The 12,528-nt window shown below is 62.9% G+C and carries 11 protein-coding genes and 1 riboswitch; of the genes, 3 read left to right on the forward strand and 8 right to left on the reverse strand.

What is annotated here, in order from left to right:
- Position 1: 1 nt before the first annotated feature.
- Together BMZ70_RS09865 and BMZ70_RS09870 are read right to left on the reverse strand one after the other, a co-directional pair.
- On the reverse strand, positions 2-1,603 hold the full coding sequence (locus BMZ70_RS09865; RefSeq protein ID WP_092273046.1) for a glycerol-3-phosphate dehydrogenase/oxidase: 1,602 nt from the start codon (positions 1,601-1,603) through the stop codon (positions 2-4).
- On the reverse strand, positions 1,600-3,189 hold the full coding sequence (locus BMZ70_RS09870) for an FAD-binding oxidoreductase (protein WP_092273049.1): 1,590 nt from the start codon (positions 3,187-3,189) through the stop codon (positions 1,600-1,602). Before BMZ70_RS09870 ends, BMZ70_RS09865 begins: the two co-directional genes overlap by 4 nt.
- Positions 3,190-3,265: 76 nt before the next feature.
- On the opposite strand from BMZ70_RS09870, the gene BMZ70_RS09875 reads away from it, so the two are divergent.
- The gene (locus tag BMZ70_RS09875; RefSeq protein WP_092273051.1) at positions 3,266-4,288 is read left to right on the forward strand and encodes an AraC family transcriptional regulator; all 1,023 of its coding nucleotides are present in this window, start codon (positions 3,266-3,268) and stop codon (positions 4,286-4,288) included.
- On the opposite strand, the gene BMZ70_RS09880 is transcribed toward BMZ70_RS09875, so the two are convergent.
- Genes BMZ70_RS09880 through BMZ70_RS09890 form a run of 3 tightly spaced genes read right to left on the reverse strand, consistent with a single transcriptional unit; the run spans position 4,285 to position 6,704 of the window.
- Positions 4,285-4,686, reverse strand: a complete 402-nt coding sequence (locus BMZ70_RS09880) for a hypothetical protein (RefSeq protein WP_229205358.1) — start codon at positions 4,684-4,686, stop codon at positions 4,285-4,287. The two genes, BMZ70_RS09875 and BMZ70_RS09880, sit on opposite strands and share 4 nt — an antisense overlap.
- Before the next feature lie 46 nt (positions 4,687-4,732).
- A complete protein-coding gene (locus BMZ70_RS09885) occupies positions 4,733-5,260 on the reverse strand; it encodes an SRPBCC family protein (RefSeq protein WP_092273056.1) in 528 nt (175 codons plus the stop codon).
- Between the two features lie 13 nt (positions 5,261-5,273).
- Positions 5,274-6,704 (reverse strand): cytochrome P450, encoded by a 1,431-nt coding sequence (locus BMZ70_RS09890; RefSeq protein ID WP_092277717.1) that lies wholly within the window; start codon positions 6,702-6,704, stop codon positions 5,274-5,276.
- A gap of 85 nt (positions 6,705-6,789) precedes the next feature.
- Between BMZ70_RS09890 and BMZ70_RS09895 the strand changes: the two genes are divergently transcribed.
- The gene (locus BMZ70_RS09895; protein ID WP_092273059.1) at positions 6,790-7,200 is read left to right on the forward strand and encodes a VOC family protein; all 411 of its coding nucleotides are present in this window, start codon (positions 6,790-6,792) and stop codon (positions 7,198-7,200) included.
- A gap of 3 nt (positions 7,201-7,203) precedes the next feature.
- On the opposite strand, the gene BMZ70_RS09900 is transcribed toward BMZ70_RS09895, so the two are convergent.
- Positions 7,204-7,404: a hypothetical protein gene (locus BMZ70_RS09900; protein ID WP_072780462.1), complete on the reverse strand. Its 201-nt coding sequence runs from the start codon at positions 7,402-7,404 to the stop codon at positions 7,204-7,206.
- A 9-nt stretch (positions 7,405-7,413) separates the two neighbouring features.
- Positions 7,414-10,224 carry a M16 family metallopeptidase gene (locus BMZ70_RS09905; protein ID WP_307183748.1) on the reverse strand — a complete coding sequence of 937 codons (2,811 nt, stop codon included), beginning with the start codon at positions 10,222-10,224 and terminating at the stop codon, positions 7,414-7,416.
- Positions 10,225-10,326: 102 nt separating this feature from the next.
- A riboswitch (FMN riboswitch) is annotated at positions 10,327-10,447 on the forward strand.
- Between the two features lie 94 nt (positions 10,448-10,541).
- Between BMZ70_RS09905 and ribB the strand changes: the two genes are divergently transcribed.
- Positions 10,542-11,201 (forward strand): 3,4-dihydroxy-2-butanone-4-phosphate synthase, encoded by a 660-nt coding sequence (ribB, locus tag BMZ70_RS09910; protein WP_092273062.1) that lies wholly within the window; start codon positions 10,542-10,544, stop codon positions 11,199-11,201.
- Here ribB and BMZ70_RS09915 read toward each other — a convergent pair.
- Positions 11,149-12,528 carry an MFS transporter gene (locus tag BMZ70_RS09915; RefSeq protein ID WP_229205359.1) on the reverse strand — a complete coding sequence of 460 codons (1,380 nt, stop codon included), beginning with the start codon at positions 12,526-12,528 and terminating at the stop codon, positions 11,149-11,151. The genes ribB and BMZ70_RS09915 overlap by 53 nt on opposite strands.

The raw sequence follows: 12,528 nt of genomic DNA on the forward strand, positions 1-12,528 counted from the left end.
ATTATTTTGGCAGATTGTAATGTGCGGCCCACAGGGCCAGGTAGGCGTGGTGCTCTTCGGCCCATCGCTCGTCGCTCCAGCCGAGTTCCGGCTGGCAGATGCTGCGGATGCGCGGCAGGATATCGATGCCGCCGCCGCGCAGCTGGATGCCGATGCGGGTGCGGCGCAGCAGCAGGTCTTCCAGCTTGCACACGTCTTCCTTGCGCGCGGCCCAGCGCAGTTGGGCCCAGATGGTTTCGGTGCCCGGGATGCATGCGAGCTCGCCGTTTTGGGCGGCATCGACCAGCGCTTGCGCCGCCGCGCCGTAGCGGCCTTGCAAGCGCGATGCCTGGCCGGCTGGCAGCGCGGGCGTGTAGCGCAGTGGCTGCGATGCAGCGAACACCGGCTGCGACGTCAGTTGGCCTTGCAGCGCCGGCACGTCCTGCAGGCGCGTTGCGGCCAGCTTGAGCGCGTCCAGCGCGATTACGCGGAAGGTAGTCAGTTTGCCGCCGGTGACTGTGAGCAGGCCGTGTTCCAGCCACAAGGCGTGGTCGCGCGTTTCCTTGGACGGATCGGCTTTGCCGCTATCGATGACGGGACGCACGCCGGCGTAGGTGGCGATAATATCGTTGTCGCTCAGGTTCAGTTGCGGGAACTGGGCGCGCAAGGCGGCCATCAGGTAATCGCATTCCGCGCGCGTGATGGCGGCTTCGCGCGACAGGTCGTCGGCGTGATCGACGTCCGTGGTGCCGACCAGCGTGATGCCTTCCCACGGATAGGCGAACACCGGGCGGCCATCGGCCGGATGCATCAAACTGATCGCCTGCGCCAGCGGCAACCGCCACGCCGGCAGCACCAGATGGCTGCCGCGCAAGGGCCGCAAGCGAGGCGCATTTGCCGCGCCAGCGCCGTCGCCGCACGGAGCGCGCGGTTCGCCGGCTGCGGGCACGCGCAGCCGATCAGCCCATGCGCCGGTGGCACTGATGACCAGTCGCGCACGCACCTCGTGCGAGTCGCCACTCAAGCCATCGCGCAGCCGCACGCCACAAACCTCGCCATCCTCGCGCAGCAGAGATTCGACGGCCATATAGTTGATCGCCACACCACCATGCTGACGCGCTTCTTGCAGCACGCGCAGCACGAGGCGCGCATCGTCAGTCTTGGCATCGGTGTAGACCATCCCGCCCTGCAAGCCATCGGTCGCCACATTCGGCGCCATCGCCACAAACTCGTCGCGGCCGAAATAGTGGCGTCCACGCTGCCCCGCCATGCGATCATAAATCGCCAGCCCGACGAGAAACGCCCGTTTCCCCGGCTTGCGCCCCACATAATCGCCGAACGCAAAACTCTGCGGCTCCACCAATCCCGCCGCCTGCTGCAGCAAATGCTCGCGCTCATGCACCGACTCGCGCGTCAAGCCAAACTGGCCTTCCTTCAGATACCGCAAGCCTCCATGCACCAGCTTTGAAGACCTGCTCGACGTCCCCCACGCAAAATCCCGCTGCTCCACCAGCAGCGCGCGCACGCCGCGCCGCGCCGCCTCCAGCAAAATCCCCGCGCCGGTAATCCCGCCACCAATCACGACCATATCCCACGGCCCGACCAACAAAGCCTGCCTGCTCATGGCAACAGCTTCCCGGGATTCATGATCCGCTGCGGATCCACATGCTCAAACAAAGCCCGCAGCGAAGACATGCCCAGCCGCCCCTTCTCCGCCGCCAGATACGGTGCGTGATCCGAACCCACGCCATGCTGATGACTGATGGTCCCGCCATTCTCCACAATCGCCATCGACGCCGCCCTCTTCAGCGACTTCCAGCGCGCCAGGTCCGACTCATAATCGCCCGCCAGCCGATACACAAACGTCGTATAAACACTGGCTCCCTGCGCATACAGATGCGACAAGTGCGTGTATGTATGCACCTGCTCCCCATACTGCCCCAGCGCCACCGTGGCCGCCTTCTCCACCGCCCGCATCATGATCTCCACGCGCGGCCAGTCAACCGCAGTCTCCACCGTATCGATGGCATAACCATGCGACCACGCCGCATTGCGCAGATAGACATTGCGGAAACGGTTCTGCTTCCACTTCTCCCCCATGTAGCGTCCCACATGCACGCCGCCGTGTGGCGCCCCCAGCGCCAAAGCCTCGCGCAAGGCCACCCGCGCCAGCGACTTGCGACCGCTCACGCCGATCATCAGCATGCACTTGCCTTCGCCGCAACCGCGCAGCGACAGATACCCTTCCAGCAGCGAGATCAGCTTCTTGTGGCCAGCCAGCGCCAGCATGGTGGTGGTTTCCAGAGGATTCGACAAGCGCAGCATCGACAGCGACAACCCCGCCTGCACAATCTGCCGCACCGCCGTCTCGGCCGACGCCCAGTCCGGGAAGAACACCGCATGAAACGCCTCATAGCACGGCGCCGGCGTCACCCGCACCGTGGCCTCGGTCAGGATGCCGAGACGGCCCTCGGAGCCCAACACCATCTCACGCAAGTCCGGCCCCGCTGCCGACGCCGGGAAGGTCGGCAAATGCAGCGTGCCAGCCGGGGTCTCCAGCGAACCGCCACGGAACATCTGCTCAATGCGCCCGTAGCGCAAGGACTGCTGCCCCGACGAGCGCGTGGCGACCCAGCCGCCCAAGGTGGAATATTCAAACGATTGAGGAAAGTGCCCCAGCGTGTAGCCGCGCGCCCGCAGCTGCGCCTCAAGATCCGGTCCCAGCACGCCCGCACCAAACGTCGCCAGCTGCGACTCCGTATCCAGATACATCAGTTGCCGCATGCGCGTCATGTTCACCGCCAGCGACGGCAAGCCGCCCGGCGCCGTCAGATGCCCGGCCACGCTGGTGCCGCCGCCCTGCGGAATCAGCGCCACGCCGAACTGCTGTGCGTAGTCGAGCAAATCGCGCACATCCTGCGCGCTCTCCGGATACGCCACGCCATCCGGCGCCGCGCCGATCACGCCGTAGCGCAGGCGCAGCCAGTCCGGCAAGCTCTGTCCCAGCGCATTGCGCAGCCGGACTTCGGGCGAGGTGTCGACCAGCCGATGCGGCGGCAGGCGCGATTCCTCAATCTGCCCGCACGCCTGCGCAAATCCGGCATCCGCCACCGGCGTGCCCGCGCCAACGCGCTGCGCGAGAAAAGCCAGCGCCTCATCGTTCAGCGCAAACTCCACCGACTCGTCTCCCCAACCATTCCAGCGTCTCATAGTTCTGCCATCTCCGTTATACTGAGTATCCAGACCTTGAGATTAAAACAATGCCGCCCGGCGGTATTGCGCATTCATGACACCAGCCTTGTTCGATCATGCCAGCCGCGTGGCGGGCTCCTACCTGCAGCCCTTGCTGGAAGCCGCCGCCCAGCGCGGCGTGACGGCGCAGGCACTGGAACAAGCGGCCAGCCTGCCGGCTGGCACGCTCGAACCACTGCCCGATTCCCTGCCAGCTGACGACTACGTGCGCCTGCTCGACATCGCCGCCCAGCTGGCGAAAGATCCGCACTTCGGCCTGCACGTGGGCCAGTGCGTCAAGCTGGGCACCTACACCGTGTACGGCCTGATTCTGTTGAGCTGCCGCGACTTCGGCCAGGTGTTCGAACAAACCATGCGCTACGAACAGCTGGCGCATGACCTGGGGCGATCGGGCATCACCATCGACGACGACATCGCGCACTACACGTGGCACAGCAACTACGGCAGCGCGCAGCGCCATCTGGTGGACAGCGTGTTCTCCGGCATCCGCGTGTTCAGCAACTGGCTGGCCGGGATCACCCTGCCCGCCAATGAACTGCGCCTGATGCATGATGGCGGCCCACCCGAACTGCGCGAGGAATATGTGCGCGTGCTGGGCGACATGCCGCTGTTCGGCGCCGAGGCCAATGTGGCCAGCTTCAACGCCGCCATGCTGACATGGCCGGTGCCGAACGCTGACGTCAGCCTGTACCCGGTGCTGCAGCAGCACGCGGAACAGCTACTGCTGCAGCGCACTGCCCATCAAGCGACGATCACACAACAGGTGCATGCGGCCATCGTCTCCCGCCTCGCACACGGACAGGTACGGCTCGCAACGATTGCAGATGAACTCAAGCTCTCGCCGCGCACCTTGCAGCGCAAACTGAACGACGCCGGAGCCACTTTCCAGCAGGTGCTGGATCAGGCGCGCTTCGCGCTGGCCAAGGATTACCTGCGACGGCCTGAGCTAAGCCTGATCGATATCACCTTCCTGCTCGGCTACCAGGAGCAGAGCGCCTTCAATCACGCTTTCAAGGAGTGGGCGGGCGTCAATCCCGGCGCTTACCGAAACAACTAGATCGCGTTGCCGCGCACGCGGATGAAAGGACCGATACAGCGGTCAAAGCTGCGCTCCACACACATCACGAACATATTGCCGCTCGGGTGGAACTGCAAATAACTGGTGACCGGCTTGCCCGGCTTGGTGACTTTGCCGCTGCAATCGAGCTTGCCGTTGTCCTTGATGATGGTGTCCGTCTCTTCGTAAAAACCATCCTTGTCCGGCTGGTCGCTGATGGTGAAGGTGGACTCGGCGATCTCCTCGTGGCTGAACACCAGCGTGGTGCCATCGGCGCGGATGCGGTAAGTCTCGCTACACAAGCCGTCCGGCAGCGTGATGCGCCAGGTGCCGATCAGCGGATGGTCGGGCCGCAGCGGTGCAGCCGGCGCAGCGGCAGCAGCAATCTCCAGCAGCATCAATGCACAGCCTCCCGCCGCCCGCATCCACATGGCACACCTCCGTTTATTTTTCCGCCACCGCCTTCATCTGCGACAGGCCGCTTTCGAAGTCCGGTCCGATCATGCGGTCCATGCTGAAGAAGACACCCATCAACTTGGTCATGAAGTCGCTATTGCCGGACATGGTCCAGGTCACCGTGGTCATTTCACCCTTGGTATCCAACACAAAGTCCGTCATCGCGCTGGACGCCATCGGCGTGTAGAAATCCAGCTTGATGCCGACCTTGGTCGGTGGCGTCAGACCGATGATCTCCATGCGGCCGCTGCCCACGTCCTTGTTGCCGTCCCAAGCATAGATCGCGCCCAGATCCTTGGGCGCGCCGCTGAAGGTGCGCTTCATGGCCGGGTCCAGCTTTTCCCACGGCGACCAGAGCTGCCAGTTGTGGAAGTCGCTGATCAGCGGCTGGATCCGTTCCGGCGGCGCCTTGATGGCGACGGAGCGCGTTACGCTGTAGGTGGCCGGCTGCATGAAAGCCAGCGCCAGCACGATCACAATCACAACCGCCAGACCGATGATGATTTTCTTGAACATGGTTCCCCCTTGCTTAATTATGCGCCAAACGGACCGGCAAAGCATCCGGCGTCATGGTGAAAGTGAAGCACTCTTTTGCCGCCGGCGCGCCAGGCACACGCTCCAGCGTGAAGTTCCGGACCAGCATGGACATGGCCATTTTGATCTCGGCCATCGCCAGATAACGCCCAGGGCAGAAGCGCGGGCCGCCGCCGAACGGAAACAGCTTGCGGCCCGGATCGTCGCCCTGCCCGTTCGCGCCCCCCAGCCAGCGCTCCGGCATGAAGCGTTCCGGCTGCGCCAGTTCGCAATCGCGCTCGGAGGCGTGCCGCAGCAGCAGGAAAATCACCGTCCCCGCCGGCACCGCCAGATCGCCCAGCACCACATCCTGATTGGTTTCCGCCGCCATGAACGGCGCTACCGGCTTGAGGCGCATGGCCTCGCGCGTGGCCGCATCCAAATATTTGAGCTGGTCCAGCAGGTGATAATCATCGAGTACGGTGCGCTCGCCCAGCACCTGCCTGGCCTCCTCGCCCATGCGCGCGGCAGCCTGCGGATGGTCGCCGAGGAATTCGAGCAGCCACGCCATCGTGTTGGAGGTGGTGTCCTCGCCCGCAAACACCATCGTGATGGCGTTGCCCACCACTTCCTCGTCGCTAAAACCGGAATTGGGCTCATCGCGCGCCACGATCAGCGCTTCCAGCATGTTCGATGGCTTCTGGCGCAAGGCCGGATTGTCGGCGATGCGCTTGCGTGCCTCCGCGATAAAACCAAAGATGGCCTGCTGGATGCGCGCCGACGCAGCATCGGCCTCGCGGTCCTGCGCGCGCTTCAGCACCGGCACGCGCCAGTAGGTAAACGGCGTAGTCAGGCGGCGCGCCACCAGCTTGAACAAAAACTCAATATCGCGCTGCAGCGGGTGCGCCTCCAGTTCCAGCGTGTTGATATCCTGCCCCATCGCCAGGCCGATGGTCACATCCAGCGTGTAGGCTTTCAGGTCGCGCAGCAGGTCTACAGGGCGGCCGGCCGCGATGGCTGCCTCCCAGCGCAGGCGCAGGCGCTCCGTCATCGCCGCCAGCGTGGGGAAGAAATTATGAATCACCTCCGGCGTCAGCGCGCGCATCACCAGCTTGCGCTGGCGGCGCCAATCCTCGCCCTCGGCGGTGAACAAGCCGCGCGTCCCCACTTCATTCAGCATATCGGCCGAACGGGTGGACCGACGGATCAGGTCCGGCCGGTCGCGCAGCAGCGTGGCGATCAGATCTCGGTCAGCCGTGGCCAGCATCTGGCGGCGCATGATATTGAAGCGGTACAGCGGACCGTGCTCGCGCGCCCAGCCCTCCATCACCTGGTGAAAAGGCCGCGCGCGGATATCGCGCACATTGCCGAACAGCGGACGGCCTTTCGGCCCCGGCAGGTCGGCGATGCGGCGCGGCGGCGGCGCCATGTCCGGTGTAAGTTGCATGATGTTTTTTTCCATATTGTGCCCGTCTCCGCGTACACTATATCTCCCAAATGTTGACGATATACTCACTCGCCGGAGGAAGCAAATGCTGTCGCACGTTTATGTGGGAATTAACAACTTTGACGAGACGCTGCCGTTCTACAGCGCCCTGATGGCGGTGCTGGGCGCACGCCAGCGCTTCGTCGATACGCACCGGCCGTGGGCCGCGTGGCAGCCGACCGAAGGGGCACGGCCGCTGTTCATCATCGGCGCGCCCTACGACAACCAGCCGGCGGCATGCGGCAACGGCCAGATGCTGGCGCTGCTGGCGACTTCACGGGAGATGGTGGACCGCGCCTACGAAACGGCACGGGAACATGGCGGCGTCTGCGAAGGCGCGCCGGGACTGAGGCCGCAGTATCACGCCAACTACTATGGCGCTTACTTCCGCGACCCGGAGGGGAATAAGCTGTGCGTCGTCTGCCATGATGCACATCACGACGCACAGCCGGGGTGAGATTTAAGCCAGGGCCTCTTTCGCCGCTTCTTCCGGCGTCAGGCCTTCGTAGAACTGGTCGGTGAACCACTCGACCTGTTCTTCAATGTGCTCCTGCGCCTGCTCCTGCGTGGCGCCGCCCTTCACCAAGAATCCTTCCACTTCAATACACCAGTTAATCAGCTCCAGGGTTTCCGGATCCAGTTCTTCCTTTTTCTTTGCCATGATGACTCCTTACTTCTCAGGGTACAGCACTACCTGCAGGTAGTTACTCGTGTCGAAGTAGCGCTGGGCGGCCAGTTTCAGGTCCGCCACCGTCATGCTGTTGACGCGCGACTCGTAGCTCAGTATATCCTCTGGATTGGTATTGTTAAAGAACGCGTTCTGCAGGGAGGCCATCCAGTAGCCATTCTCGCGCAAGCCCTTGCGGTAATTCTTGATCCATGCCGCCTTGACCTTGTTCAGGTCCACCTCTTCCGCGCCGTTCTGCTTGATCTTCTCGATTTCGGCAAAAGTGGCGGCCAGCACCTTGTCCACGTTCTCCGGCGCACATGGCAGGCTGGCGTTGATGGCGTAGTTCCCGTACGGGATGCGGTTCATGGCGCCGCTCATGCCGCCGCTGTACATCGCGCCCATTTTTTCGCGCAGCGTTTCAATCAGCTTGATATTCATGACCTCGACCAGCGCCTGCAAACGCATGCGCTCTGCGCGCGAGTATTCCACTTCGCCGGTGAAGGACAGAGAGATGGTGCTCTTCGGTTCGGAACCGGCGTGCACCTCTTTCTTGACCACGCCCTTGATCGGCCGCACGCCCTCGTCCTTGAAGGCCACCGGAATCTCGCCCACCGGCAGGCTGGCCAGGTAAGTCGCAATCAGCGGCTTGAGCTTCTCCACATCGAAACTGCCGACTACGAAGAAGGTGAAGTCGCGCGCGCTCGACATGCGGCTGTTGTAGATATCGAGCACGCGGTCCAGCGCCAGCTGGTCGAAGTCAGCCGGCTTGGCGGCGCGCAGCACGCGCGGGCTGTTGTTGTACAGGGTGGCGGTGACGGTATCGGCAAATACCGACTCGGGCCGCGCCAGATTGTTCTGCGCCAGTTCGCGCTGGCGGTCGACGTAGGCGCTGTAGATGGCGGCGTCCTTGCGCGGCTGCGTCATCTGCAAGTAGACCAATTGCAGCAGGGCTTCCACGTCCGAGCTGCCGGAACTGCCGCCCACCGATTCATTGAGCGAGCTGACACTGGCGGCGGAGCTGACGCTCTTCCCGGCCAACACCTTCACCAGATCGTTGGGCGTGTAATTCAATACGCCCATCTGGCCGACGATGCTGCTGGCGTAGTGCGCGGCGAAGACGTCGCTGTCCGGCAGCAGCGACCAGCCGCCGTAACGCAAGCCGCCGAGAATCACCTGGTCGTTATTGAAGTCGGTCGGCTTGAGAACCACCTTCACGCCGTTGCTCAGCGTGAGTTCCGTGATGCCGATTTTGGCATTGACGGTTTCGCTGACGATGCGGCCGGCCTTGGGCAAGCTAGGCATCAACTGGGTGGCATAGACTTTTTCTTCCTGCGGCTTGACGGCGATCTTCTCGGCCGCGCCGGCGATGGCCACAAGTTCATTGGCCTTCGGCTGCACCACGCCCGGCTTCTCGACGCCGGAGTAGATAACCAGCTTGCTCTGGTTTTCCGGAATGGCGGCGCGCGCGGCGGCATTCACTTCCTGCAGCGTAATGCCCGGTATCAGCTCAGTGGCATAGCGGTATTCCGCAGCGGTGCCGGGAATCGATTCCTGCTCGAGGAAGTTGCGGATGTATTCCGACGCAAAGCCGGACGAATCGGATTTATCGCGTTCGTTGTACATACGTTCGTAATTGCGCAGCATGCCCTTCTTGGCGCGCTCCACTTCCGACGCGGTGAAGCCGTACTGGCGCGCGCGCTGGTCTTCCTGCACCAGCGCGTTGATGGCAGGCGTGGCGCCGCCCTTGCCCAGCACTGCACCCGCGCCGAACGAACGGTAGCCGCGCACGATCTTGTTCATGCCGCTGCCGCCTTGCAGGAACGGCGGATTGGCCTGCTGCGTCAATTCGTACATGCGCTGGCTGAGGATAAAGCTGTACATGCCCTCGATCAGCTTCTGGCGATAGTCGGCGATGGTGTCGCCGGCCGGCCACGATTGAATCGGATAGCGGATGTAGACGGTGTTGGCGCTGACTTCCTTGTCGGTGAAGACGATGCCTTCTGAGTCCTGGCGCTCCGGAATTTGGGCGTAGTCGCGCGGGCGCGGCTTGGCCGGATTCTTGAGCTTATTGAAATGCTGCTCGATCAGGCGTTGCGCCTCGGCCGGTTCGATATCGCCGACCGCCACCACCGCCATCAGGTCCGGGCGATACCAGTCGCGGTAGAAGCGCTTGATGGCGTCATACTTGAAGGTTTTGAGGATGTCCTCTTTACCGATCGGCATGCGCTCGGCGTAGCGCGAGCCGTTCAGCACCTTGGGCAGCACGATCTTGTTCATGCGGTCGTCCACGCCCTTACCGAGGCGCAGCTCTTCCAGCACGATACCGCGTTCGCTGTCGATATCCTCGTCGTTGAAGGACAGGCCGTGGGCCCAGTCTTCCAGCACCTGGAAGCCCTGCTCCACGATTTCCTTTTTATCGGTCGGCAGCGGCAGGATGTAGACGGTTTCGTCGAAGCTCGTGTAAGCGTTGAGGTCCGCGCCGAATTTCACGCCGATCGATTGCAGATAGGAGACCAGCTCATTGCGCTTGAAATGGGTGGAACCGTTGAAAGCCATATGCTCGGTGAAGTGGGCCAGGCCTTGCTGGTCCTCGTCTTCCAGGATGGAGCCTGCCTTGACCACCAGCCGCAGTTCCAGCTTTTTCTCCGGGCGGCCGTTTTTCTGAATGTAGTAAGTCAGTCCATTGGCCAATTTGCCAACTTTAACCTGCGGCCCTACGGGGATTTTGTCACTGAGCTTCAACTCGTCGGCTAGCGCCGGGAAAGTGCAGGCCAGAAGCACAGCGCCGCACAGGGTACGCAGGTTAATCAACTTCGTCTCCGGATGCTTGGATTTTTTAGAGAATAGCTACCATACACCGAAAACCTTAAATTGGGCTAAAATCCTCGCTGCCTGCCACCCGGCAGATATTAATAACGTCTTCGGGGCGGGGTGTAATTCCCCACCGGCGGTAAAGCCCGCGAGCGCAGTAAAATGCGCAGATCTGGTGTAACTCCAGGGCCGACGGTTAAAGTCCGGATGAAAGAAGATGTGCGCTGTACGCATCCTGCTCGCCATTTATGGCGCGGCTGGCTGCGCGTATTCGCTTGCCCTGTCGCGTTCCTGACTTTTACAAGGAGCGTTTCACTATGCTGGACCAAACCGCAGTATCCCCCTACTCCCTCGTATCCGACGACCTGGAAGGCCGCATCCACGCCGCATTGGAGGCCATGCGCACCGGCGTACCGGTCATCCTGCTCGATGATTTCGACCGTGAAAACGAAGCGGACCTGATTGTTGCCGCTGAAAAGATGACCGTGCAGACGATGGCCATGATGATCCGTGAATGCAGCGGCATCGTGTGCCTGTGCCTGAGCGCGGATAAGGTGCGTGAACTGGAACTGCCGATGATGGCGGCGAATAACGGCAGCCGCTATGGCACGCCGTTCACGGTGTCGATCGAAGCGCGCGAGGGTGTGACCACCGGCGTGTCGGCGGCGGATCGCGTGACCACCATTCGTGCAGCGACGGCGGCCGATGCCAAGCCGTCGGACCTGGTGCATCCGGGCCATGTGTTCCCGTTGCGCGCCACGCCGGGCGGTGTGCTGGCCCGCAAAGGCCACACCGAAGGTTCGGTGGATCTGGCGACAATGGCCGGCCTAAACCCCTCGGCCGTGCTATGCGAACTAATGAACCCGGACGGCACCATGATGCGAGGCGCCGATATCGAGCGCTTCGCGGAACTGCACCAGATGCCTATCCTGACGATCGCAGAGATGATTGAATGGCGCCAGCAGCACCGGATCTGACGTAGTGATACACCAGCAGTAAAGCGCCTGCGTATGCCGCTGCGATCAAAGTGAACGCCATCGGCAGCCGCAGCGCCCATTCCGGTGCGATATGCATCACAGTGCCCATCATCGCCACGCCAACCAAGGCGCCGATCTGCCGATTGGCGTTCAGCGCGGCGGCGGCGCTGTTGGCATTTGCCTTGCCCGCCACCAGCATCACCGTCGCCGTCATGCCCGGAATCGCGATCCCAATCGCCACATTCATCACCACCGCCGCCAGCACCAGCAGCCAGTAAGGCGTATCGGGACGCAGGCCAAGCAGCATCAGCACCGCCATTGCCAGCCCGGCCATCAAGCCATACATCATCGGCGGCCGCGTGCCCACGCGCGCCGTGATCCTCCCCGAGGTCAGATTACCAACCGCGAAAGCCGCCATCATCGGAATCAGCTTGAGGCCAGTCTGCAGCGCATCCGCCCCGCCCTGCTGGATAAATAAACTCAGCAAGAACAACTGCCCGAACACCGCGAAGTTAATCAAAAATCCCACGCCATTGGCCGCCGCAAATGCCGGCGTCTCAAACAGCGCCTTGGGCAGCAAGGGATGCGCGCCGCCCCGTTCACGGCGCACCAGCATCGCAGCCGCAGTCACCGCCGCCGCGCCGGCCATCAGCACACCCGCCGAGGTCCAGCCCAGCGCCGGCCCCTCGATCAGCACGAAACTCAAGGCCGCCAGCGCCGCCACGCCCAGCACATGGCTCCACATCGACAAATCACGTTCATGCCGTGCCGTGGCCGGCGCCAGCACCTGCGTCAGCACGATGCCCAGCAAGCCAATCGGCACATTCACCCAGAACACGCTGCGCCAGCCGAATGCGTGCACCAGCACCCCGCCCACCAGCGGCCCCGCCGCCGACGCGCAACCGACAATCGCCGACCACGTACCGAGCATGCGCGCCCGCGTCGCCTGGTCTTCATAAGCATGCGTCAACAAACTTAAAGAACTCGGCATGAACAGCGCCGCTCCCGCGCCCTGCAGCAGGCGCGCCGCAATCAGCGCATGGCCGCTGGGCGCCAACGCGCACAGCACCGAGCCGAGGATAAACACACTCAAGCCGCCCTGATACACAGCCTTCGGACCGAAACGGTCAGCCAGCGCGCCCCCCGCCATCAGCAGCGCGGCAAAGGTCAGCGTGTAGCCGTCCACCACCCACACCAAACCGGTGAGCGGCACCGACAGGCTGGCGGAAATGTCGGACAGCGCAGTATTCACGGCGGTGACATCGATCATCGCCATCACAAAGCCGATGGCCAGCGTCATCAGCATCAATAAAGGAGGGGTTTTCAT

This window comes from Duganella sp. CF402 (genome assembly GCF_900109645.1).
In the GTDB taxonomy this organism is placed as follows: Bacteria; Pseudomonadota; Gammaproteobacteria; order Burkholderiales; family Burkholderiaceae_D; genus Rugamonas.